Annotated in this window: 18 protein-coding genes; 3 read left to right on the forward strand and 15 right to left on the reverse strand. The window is 68.5% G+C overall.

Annotated features, from left to right (window positions below; genetic code table 11):
• Positions 1-60 precede the first annotated feature (60 nt).
• Positions 61-1497, forward strand: coding sequence for a serine hydrolase domain-containing protein (locus EJO71_RS16505; RefSeq protein ID WP_125949987.1), 1437 nt, complete (start codon positions 61-63; stop codon positions 1495-1497).
• Between the two features lie 9 nt (positions 1498-1506).
• Here the strand turns inward: EJO71_RS16505 and EJO71_RS16510 are convergent, their stop codons facing one another.
• The 4 genes from EJO71_RS16510 to EJO71_RS16525 are packed head-to-tail and all read right to left on the reverse strand — an operon-like array spanning position 1507 to position 4461.
• Positions 1507-2406 carry an ADP-ribosylglycohydrolase family protein gene (locus EJO71_RS16510; protein WP_125949986.1) on the reverse strand — a complete coding sequence of 300 codons (900 nt, stop codon included), beginning with the start codon at positions 2404-2406 and terminating at the stop codon, positions 1507-1509.
• A complete protein-coding gene (locus tag EJO71_RS16515; RefSeq protein WP_125949985.1) occupies positions 2403-2963 on the reverse strand; it encodes an NADAR family protein in 561 nt (186 codons plus the stop codon). The genes EJO71_RS16510 and EJO71_RS16515 overlap by 4 nt, the downstream gene beginning before the upstream one ends.
• Positions 2964-2980: 17 nt before the next feature.
• Positions 2981-3586, reverse strand: coding sequence for a DUF4291 domain-containing protein (locus EJO71_RS16520; RefSeq protein WP_125949984.1), 606 nt, complete (start codon positions 3584-3586; stop codon positions 2981-2983).
• Positions 3583-4461 carry a TIGR02452 family protein gene (locus EJO71_RS16525; RefSeq protein ID WP_206169025.1) on the reverse strand — a complete coding sequence of 293 codons (879 nt, stop codon included), beginning with the start codon at positions 4459-4461 and terminating at the stop codon, positions 3583-3585. The genes EJO71_RS16520 and EJO71_RS16525 overlap by 4 nt, the downstream gene beginning before the upstream one ends.
• A 140-nt stretch (positions 4462-4601) precedes the next feature.
• Between EJO71_RS16525 and EJO71_RS16530 the strand changes: the two genes are divergently transcribed.
• The gene (locus EJO71_RS16530) at positions 4602-5258 is read left to right on the forward strand and encodes an NUDIX domain-containing protein (protein WP_240651446.1); all 657 of its coding nucleotides are present in this window, start codon (positions 4602-4604) and stop codon (positions 5256-5258) included.
• Positions 5259-5267: 9 nt separating this feature from the next.
• On the opposite strand, the gene EJO71_RS16535 is transcribed toward EJO71_RS16530, so the two are convergent.
• From EJO71_RS16535 to EJO71_RS16555, 5 genes are all read right to left on the reverse strand, one after another.
• The gene (locus tag EJO71_RS16535; protein WP_125949982.1) at positions 5268-6500 is read right to left on the reverse strand and encodes a DUF6596 domain-containing protein; all 1233 of its coding nucleotides are present in this window, start codon (positions 6498-6500) and stop codon (positions 5268-5270) included.
• Positions 6497-6868 carry a YciI family protein gene (locus tag EJO71_RS16540; RefSeq protein WP_125949981.1) on the reverse strand — a complete coding sequence of 124 codons (372 nt, stop codon included), beginning with the start codon at positions 6866-6868 and terminating at the stop codon, positions 6497-6499. Before EJO71_RS16540 ends, EJO71_RS16535 begins: the two co-directional genes overlap by 4 nt.
• A gap of 166 nt (positions 6869-7034) precedes the next feature.
• Complete coding sequence (locus tag EJO71_RS16545; RefSeq protein ID WP_125949980.1) at positions 7035-8408, reverse strand: Gfo/Idh/MocA family oxidoreductase; 1374 nt, start codon at positions 8406-8408, stop codon at positions 7035-7037.
• Between the two features lie 5 nt (positions 8409-8413).
• Entirely contained in the window at positions 8414-9289 is an 876-nt protein-coding gene (locus EJO71_RS16550; RefSeq protein ID WP_125949979.1) for a phytanoyl-CoA dioxygenase family protein, read from the reverse strand.
• Positions 9286-9996: a GntR family transcriptional regulator gene (locus EJO71_RS16555; protein ID WP_125949978.1), complete on the reverse strand. Its 711-nt coding sequence runs from the start codon at positions 9994-9996 to the stop codon at positions 9286-9288. The genes EJO71_RS16550 and EJO71_RS16555 overlap by 4 nt, the downstream gene beginning before the upstream one ends.
• Before the next feature lie 125 nt (positions 9997-10121).
• On the opposite strand from EJO71_RS16555, the gene EJO71_RS16560 reads away from it, so the two are divergent.
• Positions 10122-11084 carry a threo-3-hydroxy-L-aspartate ammonia-lyase gene (locus EJO71_RS16560; RefSeq protein WP_125949977.1) on the forward strand — a complete coding sequence of 321 codons (963 nt, stop codon included), beginning with the start codon at positions 10122-10124 and terminating at the stop codon, positions 11082-11084.
• Between the two features lie 13 nt (positions 11085-11097).
• Here EJO71_RS16560 and EJO71_RS16565 read toward each other — a convergent pair whose 3' ends face one another.
• The 6 genes from EJO71_RS16565 to EJO71_RS16590 all read right to left on the reverse strand — a co-directional run bounded on the left by EJO71_RS16565 (position 11098) and on the right by EJO71_RS16590 (position 18036).
• On the reverse strand, positions 11098-11748 hold the full coding sequence (locus EJO71_RS16565) for an ABC transporter ATP-binding protein (RefSeq protein ID WP_125949976.1): 651 nt from the start codon (positions 11746-11748) through the stop codon (positions 11098-11100).
• A complete protein-coding gene (gene miaA, locus EJO71_RS16570; RefSeq protein ID WP_240651437.1) occupies positions 11745-12770 on the reverse strand; it encodes a tRNA (adenosine(37)-N6)-dimethylallyltransferase MiaA in 1026 nt (341 codons plus the stop codon). Before miaA ends, EJO71_RS16565 begins: the two co-directional genes overlap by 4 nt.
• Before the next feature lie 57 nt (positions 12771-12827).
• Positions 12828-13808, reverse strand: coding sequence for an alpha/beta fold hydrolase (locus tag EJO71_RS16575; RefSeq protein WP_125949975.1), 981 nt, complete (start codon positions 13806-13808; stop codon positions 12828-12830).
• Positions 13809-14009: 201 nt separating this feature from the next.
• Complete coding sequence (gene mutL / locus EJO71_RS16580; protein ID WP_125949974.1) at positions 14010-15908, reverse strand: DNA mismatch repair endonuclease MutL; 1899 nt, start codon at positions 15906-15908, stop codon at positions 14010-14012.
• A 34-nt stretch (positions 15909-15942) separates the two neighbouring features.
• Entirely contained in the window at positions 15943-16806 is an 864-nt protein-coding gene (locus EJO71_RS16585; RefSeq protein WP_125949973.1) for an alpha/beta hydrolase, read from the reverse strand.
• Between the two features lie 12 nt (positions 16807-16818).
• A complete protein-coding gene (locus EJO71_RS16590) occupies positions 16819-18036 on the reverse strand; it encodes a dienelactone hydrolase family protein (RefSeq protein ID WP_125949972.1) in 1218 nt (405 codons plus the stop codon).
• Positions 18037-18056: the final 20 nt, after the last annotated feature.

Consider the following 18056-nt stretch of genomic DNA (forward strand, 5'->3'; position numbering starts at 1 on the left):
TGGGGTGTTGCCCGGCCGTGGCACGATGGGGCTCTTCGACGACGCCTGAGGAATCCGACGATGCGGCTCCTGCCCCATGCCCTGCTGCTGTACCGATCCCGGCTCGCGGCCTGGCTCCTCGTTCCGTTGCTCCTGGCCGGCAATGCCGTCGCACAGCCACAGCAGCAGCCTCTGACGCTGGCGAGCGATCCGGGCGTCCTGGCCAGGGCCGCGCTCGGCGCGGAGCGGGGCACGCTGGTGGTGGGGACGCTGCGCAACGGCCAGGCAGCCTATGGCGCCGCCTACAACCCCGAGCCGCCGTCGGCGCCGCGCGCCATCGCGGCCAGCAGCGCAGAGCAGCCGATGTTCGAGATCGGTTCCGTCACCAAGGTGTTCACCGGCCTGCTGCTCGCGCAGGCGGTGCAGCGCGGCGACCTGAAGCTCGAGGACACCGTGGGCAGGCTGCTGGCCGGCAAGGTCGACGGACTCGCGCCCGCGGTGGCCTCGGTCACGCTGCGCCAGCTTGTCACGCACACCGGCTGCATGCCTGTGATGGCCGACGGCGTGACCGGCGGCGCACCGCTTGCCGAGCAGTTCCGAACCTACGACAAGCCCATGTTCTGGGCCGCGCTCGCGCGCATCAGGCTCACGGCTGCCGCGCCGCCGTGCGAGGGCGCGTACAGCAACTTCGGCATGGCGCTGCTCGGCCAGCTGCTCGCCGAGCACTACGACACCTCATGGGGCGAGCTGGTGCGCGCGCGCATCACCGAGCCGCTGGGCATGAACGACACCGTGATCCCGCTCGGCGACAAGGCCTCGCGCATGGCCCCGGCCTTCGCCGGCGACCGCCGCCAGCCGCTGTTCGACATGCTGGCCTACGCGCCGGCCAGCGCGCTGCGTTCCACAGCCGCCGACATGATGACCTTCAGCCGCGCCATCCTCGCCGGTGCCGGAGGCCCGCTGGGCCCGGCCGCCGCGCGCATGCTCACGCCGCTGGCGCGCTACGAGGGCGCCGAGATCGGCTATGCGGTGATGGTGCGCGGGCCCGAGGGCGGCCGGCGTACCTACTACCACCCGGGAGTCACCGAGGGCTACCGCACGCTGTGGCTGCTGGCGCCCGACACCGGCGAGGCGTTGATCGTGCTCAGCAGCAATGCGCGCGCGCCGATGCAGGGCGTGATGCTCGCCATCGGCAAGAGCCGCTACCCGGTGCCGACCACGGAAGTGCCCCTCGATGCGAAGCGGCTCGACGAGTACAGGGGCGAGTACCGCGTGACGAAGACCCAGTCGCTGAGCTTCACCGTGCGCAACGGCCGGCTGCTGGTGCGCGAGACGGGGCGTGGCTACAACGCCCTCACGCCCACGGGCAACGATCGCTTTGCGGTGACCGCCATCGGGGCGCAGCTGGTGTTTCGCAGGGATGCGTCGAACGCGGTGGTTGCGGTGTCGCTGATGCAGGGGGGCAGTCAGCTCGATGGGCGGCGGGTGGGGGAGGCGGCCGCTGTGACGCAGGAGTGATCGGCGGGCTCAGCCTGCCAGCGTCAGCAGCTTTCCGGCCATCCGTTCGATGTCGTCGCGCATGACGAGCTTGTCGAGCCAGTCGCGCGGAATGCCACCTACGCCGTAGAAGGCGCCCGCGAGCTGACCGCAGATCGCCGCCGTGGTGTCCGCGTCGTCGCCGAGGTTGGCGGCGGCAAGCACGGCTTCTTCGAAGGAGCCGGTGTTCGCGAAGCACCAGAGTGCTGCTTCGAGCGACTCGACGCAGTAGCCCGATCCCCTGATCTGCTCGACGGGCTTCGAGGCGTAGCCGCTGCCCGCCAGCGCCGCGACCTTCGCGCTCAGCGGCGCGAGCGGCTCGGTCGAAAGGATCGCGGCCTTGTCCTCGCCGCGCAGCGCCGAGCGCAGCTGCAGCGCAAAGAGCTGCGAGCACTCTATGGCCTCCTGCGCGCCGTGCGTGGTGCGGGTGCTTTCTCCGGCCTGCTTCCAGGTGGCTGGCGCGCTGGCGGCATAGAACATCGGCACCGGGGCGAGCCGCATGAGCGCGCCGTTGCCTGCCGTGCGCGGGTCGGGGTCGCCCGCGAACGGATCGCCGGACGCGAGATAGCGGGTGAGGGCGCCCGATACCGTCAGGCCGATGTCGAAGCAGTTTCCGGTGCTGCTCAGGTAGCCCACGCTGCGCCAGTTGCAATAGCGGTTCATCTGGTCGACCGCGTCGAAGCCCTTGCAATGGATGAGGCTTGCCGCCAGGCACAACGCCATCGAGGTGTCGTCGGTCCATTCGCCTGCGATCAACCCGAACGGACCGCCACCCTGCATGCCGGTGACGGGCGCGAAACTGCCGCGCGAGCGGAACTCGACCGTGGTGCCTACTGCATCACCGCAGGCCAGGCCGAGCAGGCAGCCCTGATAGCGTTCGACGTCGTTCATCGTGGTTGCCTCAGCGCATCGCGCGCAGCCATCAGCGCGAAGCCCAGCAGGTTGAGCCCCTTCCATTCGCGCGGGTCCTGTGCTGCGGGATCGGTGGCTGCTCGCCCGATGCCCCAGATGGCATCGACCGGGCTGGCCTCCACCAGCACCTGGTTGCCCGTACCGAGCAGGAAGGCGCCCAGAGCCGGGTTTTGCCCGAACTTCTCGATGTTGCCGCGCGTCACGATGTCGAGGCGCGCAGCCACCCAGGCCGCTTCGTCGAAGCCGCGGATCTTGCGGCCGAGTTTCTTGGCGTCGTCCGGCGTGCGGGCGGAGAGGATCTGTTCGCAGGTTTCCGCGTCGCCGAACAGGCGTGCCTTGCCGGCCATCATGAAATGCTCGGCCGTTCGGTAGCGCGTGCCGTCGACGGTGAATTCCGCCTCGAACCATTGGCTGAAGCAGCTCTTGTTCACGCCGGTCTTCGGGGGGCGATGGCCCCAGAACAGCAGGTATTCGGGGCGGTGGCCCTGCGCGAAGTACGCGGGCAGGTCCCGGATGCTGCGGGGTGTCGTCGTCATTTTTTCCTCTCTCCTTGTCAGCCGATGACGAGCGGGTGCTCCACCGGCAGTTGTAGTTCTGTGTTGTCGTCTTGTGCCAGCGGGCGCTGCGCGTCCACGAAGGGGCGCATGTCGATGACCTCCAGCAGCTCCTCGCTCGCGAATGCAGCCAGCACGCGGCCGCGCAAGCCCAGCTGGATCGCACGGCGCTCCAGCTTGTGGCCGCTGGGCGAGTGGTCGGGGTCCCATTGAAGGCGCACTTCCGAGTGCTCGACGGCCTCCTGCCACGCCTCGCGGCTCGGGTAGCCTGCGTCGAAGGTCGACGGCACCGCCTCGCGCACCACGCGCTCGAAGAACGCGCGGCGCAGCCGCAGGCCCAGGATGACTTCCTGGCCTTCCTTGGTGCCCCAACCCGAGCGATACATCATCCAGAGGAAGTTTGGCTTGATCCAGCTCATGCGCGAAAGGCTGAAGTCCGGACCGTCGAGCCGGCCGTGGCGGATCGCGTACTCGCCGATGGCGGGGCGGTAGGCCTGGTAGACGATGACCGATGACTCGTCGTGGTGGGCGAGGATGTGCCGGCCGTCCTTCGGCCAGCGTGCGCGCTGGACGAGGTGCGGTTCTGTCGGGAGTGGAGCGTTCATGATGCAAGCACTTCCTTGAATGTCTCGTAAACCTTCTGTTGCGCGGAGGTGTCGAATACTGAAAAGATGACTCGTTCGAATCGGGCGGCCCAAGTCGCGTTGCCGTAGAGGTGGTCGCGAAATGCCCGTGCCACCATGGCCGGATCATTCCGGAAAACGCCGCAGCCCCACGCGCCAAGAATCAGGGTGGGGCAGCGTTGAAGGGCGGCCAGTGCCAGAACGCACTCGGCGCGCTTGCGAAGCGTGCCTTCAATCTGTTCGACATCGTTTGGCTGGTTCTTTGTCACGGCACCTGCATTCGGGGCAGCGCAGGTGATGAACGTCACCAACTCCGGTTGTTGCATGAGTCGACCGTCATCGGCACGAAAAACAGGGCAATCCGGCGACAAGATCAGTGCGTCCGAATACAGACACGACGCCGTAGAGCGGTGTTGCTCGTAGAACTCCGGTGCCTGCAGCAGCGACGAATAGAGGGCTGAACTGCTTGCCAGCGATTCTTCCTGGGCAAGGCTACCTCCGAGGAAGCCGCCGCCAGGGTTGCGTGCGGATGCGAAGTTCAATGCCGCTACGCGGTCATTGCTTTCGCGCAATGCGCGTGAGATGCCGGCCAGCGTAGTTTCATTGACTACCTCAACGGATGCCCGATGAGGTTGCCGGGGCTGTGCAGAGACTTGCCCAGGGAGGGCGGGAGCTTCTGATGGGGCGACATGGCGAGTCGAGCGCAGGCACTCATCGATGAGAGCAGTGAGGTCGACAGGAAGGCCTTCAGACGTCGTGTAGCGCTTTTGCGAAAGGATGGCCAGTGTTTCCTGCGCCAGGAGCATACGTTGGTGGCGATTCATTTCTTGTTCTTTGTCGTTGATGTGTGACAGCATTTTCTTAGTTGCTCAGTACAACTAATAATGAGTTGTATAGTACAACTAAATAACCGCAAGTCAAGCAACCCGTGAACCAGTCTTCTTCGAAATTCCCGCCACTGAGCTTCCCGCGCCCGCTGGTCACGGTCGACGTGGTGATGTTCACCGTGCTCGACGAAGCCCTGCAGGTTCTGCTGGTGAAGCGGCCCGCCGACAGTGACGAGCCCTTCCCCGGCAAGTGGGCGCTTCCGGGTGGCTTCGTGAACGTCGACGAGGACGCCACGCTGCTCGACTGCGCGCTGCGCAAGCTGCGCGAGAAGACCGGCGTGATCACGCCTTACCTCGAACAGCTCGGCAGTTGGGGCGGGGCGCAGCGAGATCCGCGCGGCTGGTCGGCCACGCATTGCTTCTATGCGCTGATTCCGGCACAGGCGATGCAGTTGCGCAGTGGCGCCAACGCGGCGGAAGTGGCGTGGTTCGAGGTTGATGCCGCCTCGCGCAAGCGGCTGGCCTTCGACCATGGCGAGTTGCTCGAAGCGGCGGTCGCCCGGTTGCGCAGCAAGGTCGAATACACCTCGCTGCCGGCCTTTCTGCTGGAGGAGCCTTTCACGTTGCCGGCGCTGCAGCACACCTACGAGGTCGTGCTGGGGCGCGATGTCGACAAGAGCGCCTTCCGCAGGCGCATGCTCGACGGTGGATTCATGGAAGAGGCCGGCATGGTCACCGGCAGTCTCGGCCGGCCAGCCATGAGCTACCGGCTGCGCGACCGATCGCAGGCCGCGCTGTTCCCGCGCACCTTCAACGCGATGAAGTAGTTCCGGGCTTCAGAGCCGGTCCGACATCGCATGCAGATACGCACGAACCGCTGCGTTCGTGCTCAGGCCGATGGCCCTGTCGAATGCCTGGCGTGCGGCGGAGCGTGCGCCGCCGGCTGCGAGCAGGTGCGCACGCGCTGCCCAGTACGGTTGGTAGCTGGCAACGTCTTGCGAGGGAATGGCTTCGAGCGCCCGTAGCCCGATCTCGGGGCCGCGTGCGTTCGCCAGCGCGCAGGCGAGGCTGACCTGTGCGCCGATGCTGGAGCGCAGCGCCAGCAGGCCTTCGTAAAGCGACACCAGCACCTCGGGCGGCACCGGCGCGCCTACGCGGCGCTCGCAATGGGCCGACTGGATGGCGGCTTCGAGTTGGTAGGCGCCCAGCGATTTCATTTCCGACGCACGGCGCAGGCAGCGTTCCGCTTCCGCGAGCAGGTCCGGGTCCCAGCGCAGCGGGTCCTGCTGGTCGAGGGGCACATAGGCGCCGGTGTCGCTGCGCCGAGCTGCCATGCGGGCCTCGCAGAACAGCATCAGCGCGAGCAGGCCCAGTGGCTCGGGCTCGTCGGGCATCAGGCCGCACAGGATGCGGCACAGGTCGATGGCTTCGGTGGTGAGACCGCGGGGCAGGGCGTCGGCGCCGTCCACGTCGTCCCAGCCGGTGCCGTAGGCTGCGTAGATGCCGTCGAGCACGTCCTGCAGCCGTTGCGGCAGGTCGCGTGCCTGCGGGTATTCGAAGGGAATGCCGGCCGCGCGGATGCGGGCCTTGGCGCGCACCAGCCGCTGGCCCAGCGTGGAAGGGGCGGTGAGGAAGGCGCCTGCCATGCGCGCTGCGTCGAGGCCGAGCACCGTCTGCAGCATGAGCGGTGCGCGCGCCGCGGCGTCGACGGCTGGGTGCGCGCACACGAAGAGCAGGCGCAGCCGCTCGTCGGGGATGGCACTGCTGCCTTCGGCGGCGTCGTCCACTTCGCCGGCGAGCAGCAGCAGGGTCTGGGTGGCCTGGTCCTGCACGCGGCTGTGGCGCCAGGCGTCGAGCTTGCGGTGGCGCGCCACGCTCAGCAGCCAGGCGTCGGGCTGTACCGGGATGCCGTCGGCGGGCCAGCGCTCGAGCGCGCGGGCGAAGGCATCGGCCAGCGCGTCTTCCGACGCGGCGATGTCATGGGTGCGCGCGGACAGGATGGCCAGCAGCCGGCCATACGACTCGCGCGCCGCCCGCTCGGCGGCCCGGTGAACCGCCGGGTCGGTCATGCCGCGGCGGTTGCCTGTGCCGTCGCCACGAAAACGGGCCGCACTTCCACCCCGCCGCTGGTCGCGCAGGGCGCGCGCGCCGCCCATTCGAGTGCGGCGTCGAGGTCGGGAACGTCCACCACGAAGTAGCCGCCGAGCTGCTCCTTGGTGTCGGCGAAGGGGCCGTCCTGCACCTGGCGCTTGTCGCCGCGCACGCGCAGCGTGGTGCCGGTCATGGGCGGGAAGAGACCGTGGCCGCCGAGCGAGATGCCCGACTGGCGCACGGCGTCGGCATACGCGATCCAGCTGGCCCGATAGGCCTGCGCGGATGGGTCGTCGCGTTGCTCGAACTCGGCCGCGGGCTGATAGAACATCAACATGTATTGCATGGTGTTTCTCCGTCATGGAAGAAGGCTGAGCAGGATCGCTCACCACAATGACGGCCCGCCGGCGGTCATTTCGACACGGGGTTCGTGCCGAGCAGAATATTTTTTACGCGAACGCGCTCCGGCGCAACGGTGGCTGCACCGGGACGGGCGGGTTCTCAGCTGGCGGTCAGGCGGCCTCGGCCCGGGCACGTACCTGGGCCTTGGGCGCGAACAGCGCCTCCATCTCGCTGCGCACCTTGTAGGCGGCGGTGGTGGTGTCGATCGCCACGTCGGCCCAGCTCAGGCTCTGGCCCTTCTTCACTGGGCGCGCCAGCCTGACGTTGTGCGCCAGCCCCAGCGGCAGGCCGCCCAGCCGCAGCGAGCGGTCGGCCGGCAGCAGCTTGCCCCAGACGGTGTAGCCGCCTTCGCCGTCGAGCATCTCTCCGGCCGCGAGGTCGCGTTTGGCGGTGGCGACCACGTCGGCATTCCAGCAGGTGGCCACGCCGGTGGGCTCGCCGCGCAGCGCAACGCTGGCCACCGACATGCCCACTTCGAGCCCGATCAGGTGCCATCGCTTGTAGAGCGTGAAGTAGCGCCCGCTCGGGTCGGTGTGGGCGTTGTACTCCTCGAAGCAGTTTCTGATGTAGTCGGTCTCGGCCTCGACCGTGACCCACACGCCCATGCGGATGTCGTACGGGATCTTCCGGCCGTCGGCCTCCAGCGAAGAGATCACCTCGACCATGCCCTTGCGCTCGAGTACGCCGCCTTCGCTCTTCGGCCGCGTGACGAAGGGAATGTCCTCCACGCTCGCGGGCGGGTAGAGCAGGCCGTCCGAGGGCACCGTGAGGCCGGTGGCGTTGGCCACCGCCGAGCTTTCGATCGAAGGCTTGGAGCCGTCGAGGAAGCTGTTGAACATCTTCGGATTGAGCCCGCCGCGCTTCGCCTGTTCGGGTGTGAGGCCGTAGTTGCCCCACACCGTCTCGGGCGTCGATTCGGTGAAGTGCGGCAGCCACTTGTGGCCGCGCCCGGCTGCCACCACCGGAAAGCCGCAGGTGCGCGCCCAGTCGACCAGGTCGCAGATCAGCGCGGGCTGGTCGCCGAAGGCCAGCGAATAGACCACGTCGGCCTGCTGCGCCTTGCGCGCGAGCAACGGGCCGCAGAAGGCGTCGGCCTCCACGGTCACGTTGACCACGTGCTTGCCATGGGCGAAGGCGTCGAGGCAGTGCTCCACGGCGGCGATGGGGTTGCCGGTGCACTCGACCACGATGTCGATGGAGGGCTCGCGTGTCACGGCCTGCCAGTCGTCGGTGATCCAGGTGGTGCCGAGCTTCAGCGCTTCCTGCACGGAGTTGGCCGACGCACGCTCGCGTTGCCAGCCCACGCGCTCGAGGTTGACGCGGGCTGCGTCGGGCGACAGGTCGGCTATGGCTACCAGCTGCACGCCGGGCGTGCGCGGAATCTGCGCGAGATACATCGCGCCGAACTTGCCGGCGCCGATCAGGCCGACGCGGATGGGGCGGCCTTCGGCGGCGCGCTGCTGCAGGCGGGAATGGAGGCTCATGTCGCTCAGGCCTCCACGGTGTCGAGCACATCGGGCGAGGTGCGCAGCGCGCTCTCGGGCAGGCCGTTCTTCCACGGCACGTCCACCGGGTAGGGCTTCAGCAGGCAGTCGTTGGGTAGCAGCTCGATGGGCGTGAAGTCGCGGTGCGCGATGTACTCGGGCCGCTTGTGTCGCCGGATGTGGTTGCTGACCGCGCACAGGCTCAGGTACACCGCCACGCGGTTGAAGGGCGAGAGATTGCTGCCCGAGGCATGCACGAGGCAGCTGTGGAACAGGATCATCGAGCCCGCCGGCCCCTTGGGCGAGACGATGCCGCCATGCTTGCCGCCCGCGCGGTCGACCAGCTGGCGGATCAGGTCGTTGTCGACGGTCCATAGCGGGTAGCTGGTGGTCGTGAGGTCGTGCCTGGCATCGACCACGCCCTTGCGGTGGCTGCCCGGAATGAACATCAGCGGGCCGTTGTGCTCGTTCACGTCGTCGAGAAAGATCGCGACGTTCATCGCGCGCTCCGTGGGCATCAGGTCGTCGTTGAGCCAGGTGCCGTAGTCCTGGTGCCACTGCCACACGTCGCCTTCGAAGGCCATCTTGCCGTTGATCTTGAACTGGTGCATGTAGACCTCCTCGCCGAAGAGGTCGGTCACAGGCTCGACCATGCGCGGGTGGCGCGCGAGCCGGGCGAAGGGTTCGCTCACGAGGTGCGCGGCGAAGTTCGTGCGCACGGCATCGGAGCCTTTCTCGCGCACGTTGAAGGCCTCGCGCCGGGCGTAGAGCTCGGGCACCGCGTCGGTCAGCGCCTTGGTTTCTTCGGCCGAGAAGTGGCCGGGGAAGAACAGATAGCCGTCGCGCTCGAACTGCGCGCGCTGCTCGGGTGTGAGTTTCATGCCTTGTCTCCTTTTCTCGTGGGTATGGCAGCGGTGGTATGGGCGGACGCGGCATGTGCCCGCAGCCGCTCGCTCAGGGCCTCGCTGGCGCGCGAGACGTGTTCTTCGCTCAAGCGCGCCGCGCGATCGGCGTTGCCTGCGGCGATGGCGTCGGCAATGGCCTCGTGCTCGTCCCAGAGCGACTCGCGCTGCGGCTCGGCCTGCAGCACCGCGCCCATCGCGCGGCGCAGGTGGCGCCAGTGCGGATCGGCGCTCTGGCCGATCAGCGGATTGCCCGAGGCTTCGTAGATGGCCTGGTGAAAGGCGACATCGGCGTCGAGCATCGCTTCGACATTGCGCCCGCGCGCGGCTCTTCGTCCGCGCTCGATGAGCTTCGGGTCGATGCGAACGCGCTGCTGCGCCGCCAGCCGCGCGGCCAGCGCGTCGAGCGCGCCGCGCACCTGATAGACCTTGCGCATCGCCTTGGCTTCCAGCGGTGCCACCAGCACGCCGCGGCCGGGCGCGTCGAGCACGAAGCCGTCTTTCTTCAGCAGGCGAAGCGCTTGCAGCACAGGCTGGCGGGACACCGAGAGGCGGGAGGCGATGTCTTCCTGCGTGATGCGCTCGCCCGGCGCGAGCGTGCCGCTGCTGATGGCGCCGAGCAGGGCTCGGTAGACCTGATCGACGAGGTCGGGCGCGACCTCGATGCTGACGAGCTGGGCGGGCATGGTTGTCTCCTTGCGCCGGTTTTTGAACTCTGTATACAGAGTACGGAGTTCCGCGATGCCTCGCATACCGGGTTTTTACCCATCGGGGCTGCAAAAAATTGCAGGCCGCCGCTAAGCTCGACACCATGCAACTACCTACCTACGACGACGTCATCGCCGCGGCCGCGCGGCTCGAAGGCCATGCTCACCGCACGCCGGTGCTGCGCTCCACCACCGCCAACGAGCGCTGGGGTGCCGAGTTCTTCTTCAAGTGCGAGAACTTCCAGCGCATGGGCGCATTCAAGTTCCGCGGCGCGTTCAACGCGCTGTCGAAGTTCGACGCCACGCAGCGCAAGGGCGGCGTGATCGCCTTCTCGTCGGGCAACCATGCACAGGCCATCGCGCTGTCGGCGCGCCTGCTGGCGATGCCCGCGGTGATCGTGATGCCCAAGGACGCGCCGGCCGCCAAGGTCGCCGCCACCAAGGGCTACGGCGCTGAAGTCGTGATGTACGACCGCTTCACCGAAGACCGCGAGGCGCTGACGAAGCGGCTCGCGCAGGAGCGCGGCATGACGATGATCCCGCCCTACGACCACCCCGACGTGCTGACGGGCCAGGGCACCGCGGTGAAGGAATTGATCGAGGAAACCGGCCCGCTCGACCATCTGTTCGTGTGCCTGGGCGGCGGCGGGCTGCTCTCGGGTTCGGCGCTTTCGGCGCGCGCCCTGTCGCCGCAGTGCAAGGTCTATGGCGTCGAGCCTGAAGCGGGCAACGACGGCCAGCAGTCGTTCCGTGCCGGGAAGATCGTGCACATCGAAACGCCGAAGACCATCGCCGACGGCGCGCAGACGCAGCACCTCGGCGAGTACACCTTCGGCATCATCCGCCGCGACGTGGACGACATCTTCACCGTCACCGACGAGCAGCTCGTCGACGCGATGCGCTTCTTCGCCGAGCGCATGAAGATGGTGGTGGAGCCCACCGGCTGCCTCGCCTTCGCGGGAGCGATCGCGGCGGGCAAGGCCATTGCCGGAAAGCGCGTGGGCGTGCTGATCAGCGGCGGCAACGTCGACCTGTCGCGTTTTGCCGCGCTGATCGCGCCGCAGTAATCCCGCAGGCGAGTCAGGCCCGGATTCCGCCAGCCGTCAGGTGAAGCAGGCGGTCCGCCCGGGCCGCCGCGCTCTCCGAGTGCGTCACCAGCACCAGCGATGCGCCGTGCTCGCGGGTCTGCCCGATCAGCAGCTCCATCACTTTCGCGGCGGTGGACGGATCGAGGTTGCCCGTGGGCTCGTCGGCCAGCAGCAGGGCGGGGCGATGCACCAGCGCGCGCGCGATGGCCACGCGCTGCAGCTGGCCGCCCGACAGCGTCTGCGGCAGCCGCGCGCCCATGCCGGGCAGGCCGACCGCTTCGAGCATGTGGGCGATGCGGTCTTCGTCCTTCCGTTGCCCCAGCAGCATCAGCGGCAGCGACACGTTCTGTGCCACGTCGAGGTGCGGCAGCACGTGGAAGGCCTGGAACACGAAGCCCACGCTGCGCCGTCGCCAGAGCGCGCAGGCTTCGCCGTCGAGCGCGCCGATGTCGGTACCGTCGTGCGTCACGGTGCCCTGGTCCCAGCTGTCGAGGCCGGCCATGCAGTTGAGCAGCGTCGACTTGCCGACGCCCGATTCGCCCACGATGGCGACGAACTCGCCGGGCTCGACGGCGAGCGTCACGTTCTCGAAGACAGGCGCATCTCCGTAATGCTTGCCGAGGTTGGAAATGCGCAGCGTCATCTGTGAGCGACGGTCCTGGCGATCAGTTGAACGGCGGTCTGCACCGCGTCGGGGGCGTCGCAGGCGATCACGGTGCGTTGCGGCATGCTGCGCAGCCAGGTGATCTGCCGCTTGGCGAGCTGGCGCGTGGCTGCAATGCCGCGTTCGCGCAGGTCGGCGATGGCCCTGGCGTCGGGCGCCGCGCTGCCGCAGGCATCGAGCGTTTCCCACGCCTGCCGGTAGCCGACGCAGCGCATCGAGGGCAGGTCGGTCGAGAGATCGCCACGCGCGCGCAGGGCGCGTACTTCGTCGAGGAAGCCGGAGGCCAGCATGGCGTCGAAGCGCTCGGCGATGCGCCCGTGCAGCCAGGCGCGGTCGGCTGGCTCAAGCGAGAACAGCGCACCGCCTTCGACGGCGCCGGCGGCCTTGTTGTCGCTCGCATGAAAGCTCGACAGCGGCCGGCCGCTGCTCACCCACACTTCGAGCGCGCGCTGGATGCGCTGGCTGTCCTGCGGCGCCAGCCGCGCGGCCGTGACCGGATCGACCTGCGCAAGCCGTGCGTGCATGGTGGGCCACCCGAGCGCGGCAGCTTCGGCGTCGATGCGCGCGCGCACGTCGGCGTCGGCCGCCGGCATGGCATCGATGCCGTCGAACAGCGCCTTGAAGTACAGCATGGTGCCGCCCACCAGCAGCGGCATGGCACCACGCGCGCGGATCTCGCCGATGAGCCGCGCGGCATCGGCCACGAAGGCGGCGGCGCTGTAGCTTTCGCGCGGATCGAGGATGTCGATCAGGTGGTGCGGAACAGCGGCCTGCTCGGCGGCCGTGGGCTTGGCGGTGCCGATGTCCATGCCGCGATAGACAAGGGCCGAGTCGACCGAGACGATCTCCACCGGCAGCAGGCGCGCGAGCGCCAGCGCGGCGGCCGTCTTGCCCGAGGCGGTGGGGCCGGCGAGCGCGATGTAGCGCGGAGGAAGAGAGGGCTCGGCACCCGGCGATGGCGGGGCTGCGGCACTTGCGGCCGCGACGGAACTGGGAGGCATGGTGCGCCGAGGGTAGCAAATGGCGCGGGCCCGGCCGGATGCCGGGGTTTGGTGCCGTCAGATGGCGGCGGGCACCGCTGGCTGCTGCTCCTTGCCGCTCACGTCCTGCGGCGTGAGCGCGCCGGTTGCCGGCGGTGCGAGGCGCGGCGTTGGCCGCTGCGCGCCGGTGTTGCTGGCGACCATGTTCTCCGTCTTCATGCGGAACAGCTGGGTCAGCGCCGCGCGGTACTGCGCCTCGCCCACCGAGTTGGTGTTGTGGTGCGAGCCGCCCTCGACCAGCACGAACAGCTTGGGCACGGTCGCCGCGTCATACAGCTTGCGGCCCAGCGTCGGGTTGATGAGGCTGTCGGCCGTGCCGTGCACCACCAGCAGCGGCGAGCCGATCTGCTTGACCGTGTTGATCGCCTCGAAGCGCTGCGTGATGAACGGCCCGAAAGGCAGCCAGCCCCACTTGAAGCTGCTGACCACGTCGGCGATGGAGGTGAAGGTGCTTTCCACGATCACGCCGCTCTCGTCGTTCACGTGTGCCGCCAGGTCGATGCCGATGGCGCCACCCAGCGAGTGGCCGAAGATGTAACGGTGCTGCCTGGGGTGGCGCGCGGCCAGCCAGGTCCAGGCGGCGCGGGCGTCCTCGCGGGCCGATTCCTCCGAGGGCAGGCCCTTGGAGCTCTTCCCGAAGCCGCGGTAGTCGATGGCCAGCACCGAGAAGCCCAGCTCGTGCATGCGCTGGATGCGCGGCGCCGAGCCGGCCACGTTGTAGCGGGCGCCGTGCAGGTACAGCATCACGGGCGTGTCGGTGGTCTCGGGCGCGCCGCCCAGCCACAGGCCGTGCAGCCGCGCGGGTTCGCCGGTGATGGAGGACTGGAAATCGATCCAGACGTCTTCCATGCCCTGGGCCATGGAGGCGGTGTTGCCCCAGCTGCGGTCGCTGGGCTGGAAGATCCATTCGCGCTGCCGTTCGTCGAGCGTCGAGCAACCGGCGGCGAGCAGGGCACACAGCGAGAAGACTGACGCGAGGAGGGTCCAGCGTTTCATCATGGGGTTGAGGGACAGCGAAGTCGGCCGGAAAGTTCACCTGCTTTCACCTCGATGCGCCGACACAGCACCCAGGTAACCCCCTGAAACAACGCTCGCTGGCGTTTTGACAAGCCTATGCAACGGGCGTGCCCGCAGTTCCGATGACTGCGGAAAACCCTAGAAAAAAGGCTTAAGAATGGCCTGGAACGGCCCCCGCCGGCCTTATCGGCCGCGCATGAACAGCGAATCGAGCTCGCGCACCGAAAGCTGGCGCCAGGTCGGCCGGCCATGGTTGCACTGGTCGGAGCGCTCGGTTGCCTCCATCTGGCGTAACAGTGCGTTCATCTCGTCGATGGTGAGCTTGCGGTTGGCCCGCACCGCCCCGTGACAGGCCATGGTGGACAGCAGCTCGTTCTGGGCGCGCTGCACGACGGTGCTCGCGTCGTGCTGGCCCAGCTCGGCCAGCACGCTGCGCGCCAGCTCCACCGGGTCGCCGTCCGCCAGCGTTCCGGGCACGGCGCGCACCGCGAGCGTGCGCGCCGAGAAGGGCGTGATTTCCAGCCCCAGCGTCGGCAGCACCTCGGCGCAGGCCTCGGCCGTGGCCACTTCCTGCGGCGTGGCCGCGAAAGTGGCCGGAATCAGCAGCGGCTGGCTGGTGATGGCCGCGCCGTCGAGCTGCGTCTTGAGCCGCTCGTAGACGATGCGCTCGTGCGCCGCGTGCATGTCGACGATCACCAGGCCCTGGCTGTTCTCGGCCAGGATGTAGATGCCCTGCAGCTGTGCCAGCGCACGGCCCAGCGGCCAGGCCTCTTCATTGGTGGCGAGCGGCGCTCCGGTGCCCGTGGCTGTCGGCAGCCCGACGGGAGCCTGGAAGGTCGCCGGCGCGGCGCTGGCCGGAGGCCAGAGAGGCGAGGCGGCGGGCTCCGCCGCATGCCGCGGCAACTGCGGCTCGTCGCGCCGGGGCCACATCGCCTCGAAATCGCCGGTACCGCGCTCGCGTGCTGTGAAATCGATAGCAGGCTGCGCCCAGCTGGCGTTCGATGGCAGGGGGGCTTGCTTGAAGAACGGTTGCGGCGCACCGGCCGGCGCGACCGCGTCGCCGGAGCGCGGGGCGGCCAGTGCGTCTTCCACGGCGTGGCGCACCGCCTGGTGCACCTCGCGCCCGTCGCGAAAGCGCACCTCGATCTTGGTCGGGTGCACGTTCACGTCGACCCGCGCCGGGTCGATCTCGAGGTACAGCGCATAGATCGGCTGGCGCTGGCCATGCAGCACGTCTTCGTAGGCGCTGCGCACCGCGTGCGACAGCACCTTGTCGCGCACGAAGCGGCCGTTGACGTAGAAGAACTGCTGGTCGCCGCGCGAGCGTGCCGCGTCGGGAATGCCGGCGCGGCCGACCACGCGGACCGCGCCGCCGTCACGCTCGACGGCCACGCTCTGCGCCACGAACTCGTCACTCAGCGCATCGGCCAGCCGCTGCTCGCGCGTGGTGGCGGCGCGCCACTGCTCGACCAGCTTGCCGTCGTGCCAGACCGAGAAGCCCACTTCGGGCCGAGCCAGCGCATGGCGGCGAACCGCCTCGATGCAATGGGCCAGCTCGGTGGCGTCGGTCTTCAGGAATTTGCGTCGCGCGGGCGTGGCGAAGAACAGTTCGCGCACTTCCACCGTGGTGCCGGTGGAGCGGGCCACGGGCCGCAGCTCGCCGGTGCGCCCGTCGAGCGCGAAGGCGGAGTCCGAACCGGCGAAGCGCGAAAGAATGCTGAGTTCGGCAATCGAATTGATGGCGGCCAGCGCCTCGCCGCGAAAGCCCATCGTGCCGACCGTCTCGAGGTCGACGAGGCTGGCGATCTTGCTGGTCGCGTGGCGGCGCAGTGCCACCGTGAGTTCCTCGCGCGGAATGCCCAGGCCGTCGTCTTCCACCGAGATCAGCCGCACACCGCCCGAAGCCAGCCGCAGCGTGATCTGGCTGGCGCCCGCGTCGAGCGCGTTGTCCAGCAGTTCGCGCACCACCGACGCCGGGCGCTCGACGACTTCACCGGCGGCGATCTGGCTGATCAGTTCGTCGGGGAGTTCGCGGATCGGGCGGCGTTCGGAGGGGGAGATGGAAGTGGGGAGGGCGCTCACCGGGGCATTCTAAAAGGGGGTGGAATCCGGTCGTTCAGAGGGGCTTGACGAGGTATTGGCCAAGGAAGGCACCCACGCGGTCTTCGTAGGCACTGCGCCCGAAGTTGTGGAGATCGACGTGCGCGGCGCCTTCGACGATCCACAACTGCCGGGGTTGCCCGGCGGCGTCGAAGATCTGCCGTGTTTCCGCCTCCGTGGTGTGCCAGTCCTTCGAGCCCGAAACGATGAAGACGGGCGCATGCAGGGCGCCGATCCGAGCCACGGGCCGTAGCTGCGCGGTGTCGATGCCGGTGCGCACCGGCAGCTGCCAGAGCAGCAATGGCGCCAGTGATGCGCCTGCGGGCCCGAGGTAGCGTTTCAGCCGGTTTGCCACCGCATCGTCGATGGTCGGATACATCGATTCGAGCACCACGGCGCGCACGTTCGGATCCTCGCCTGCAAGCACCGTCGAGGCTGCTCCAAGGGACACGCCAATGACTCCGATGGGCTCTCCAGGCGCTTCGTGCGCCAGGTAGGCCAGGGCCGCCTTGACTCCCTGGGCCTCGCGTGCGCCGAAGGTGATCCGGTCGCCGCTGCTTTCGCCGTGCGCGGGAAGATCGATCCACAGCACGGAATAGCCGAGGCGTTGGAGGAAACCGGCGCGCCGCGTCATCTGCCTGCGGTCCGAGCGGACGCCATGGAGCAGGAGGACCGCGCCGGTTCCGGGGCGACCGCGTATCTGCCAGCCCGAAACCTGTGCTCCGCTCGCGTAGGGGATGCGTACGGCCTCGGCATTCAACTCGGCGGGAGGCAGACCGATCACGGGACGCACCGGCCGGCTGAGCAGTTCGCCCACGCCACCGACTGCCAGCACGCCCAGTGCCAGCAGGGCGACGGCGATCAGAGTCCGGCGGCGCATCGAGGGGCGTATCTATCGCGTCATCAGGGTGTTCGACGGCAGCGTCTCATCCAGCAGCTTGCGCGAGGTCTCTACGCCCGCCACCGGCAGCAGCTTCGCATCCAGCAACCCCACCTGCACCAGCACGCTGGCCTGGTCCCAGTAGATGTGCTCGTGATACAGCTTGTCGCCGCGGAACTTGATGACGGCCAGCAGCGGAATCTCCACGCGCTTGCCCGTGGGCGCCACGCCCGGCAGCATCCACGGGATCTCGGTGGTGTGGGTGAAGCAGAACAGCATCTCGTCGACTACCTGCGTGGCACCGACCGTGCGCGAGATCGGCACCAGCGAGGTGTCGGGCGGGTTGCTGTTGACGAAGTGGTTCGTATAGAACGCGTGCAGCGCCTTGTAGCCCACGCCGCCGGTCATGGTCGGGATGTGGTTCACGTAGGGCTCGGCCACCATGGTGGACATGGTGTCGTCGACGTTGCGGGTGCCGAATTCGTACTCGCAGTGCTTGTCCCAAAGGGCCGGCAGGTCGTAGTGCGGGCCGATGGCGCCTTTCAGCGTGGCGATGCTGCGCTCGTGGGCCATCAGGGCCGAGGGCTTGTGGAAATGCTCGCCGCCGAGGCGGGCGAAGGCGTGGTCCATGCCGGGGTAGACGTGGAGCGACACGCCGGCGCGGCCCTTGAGCGTGGAGACGATGCGCTCGCGGGCCTCGGGCGGGCAGAACTTGTCGAGCTCGGCGATGTGCAGCGTGAGGGGGCGCTTGATGTTGTCGGCTTCGTCGAGCGCGGCATCGATGCCCACGCCGTAGTAGCCGACGGCGACGTCCGCGTCAGTGCGGCAGGCCGCGAGGTAGGCCAGCTTGCCGCCGAGGCAGAACCCGAGCACGCCGACCCTCTTGCCGGGCACTTCGGCACGGCCACGCAGCGTGTCGATGGCGGTCTGCATGTCGTCCATGCCTTTGGCCTCGTCGAAGTCGCCGTAAAGCGCGAAGGCACGTTGCCAGTCGGCTTCGCCGTAGCCGAGTTCCACGTCCGGCTCCTGCCGCCAGAACAGGTCGGGCACGAGCACCACGTAGCCTTCCTCGGCGTAGTAGTCGGCCACCTCGCGCATCGTGTGGTTGATGCCGAAGATCTCCTGCGCGATCACGAGGCCCGGGCCGGTGCCGGCCTCGGGCAGCGCGAGGTAGCCGCGAAAACTGCCGCTGCCGTCGGTGGCTTGCATCTGGATGTACTGGCCTGTCATCGTGTGTGTCTCCTGTAGCG

Source organism: Variovorax sp. 679, from assembly GCF_003952185.1.
In the GTDB taxonomy this organism is placed as follows: domain Bacteria; phylum Pseudomonadota; class Gammaproteobacteria; order Burkholderiales; family Burkholderiaceae_C; genus Variovorax.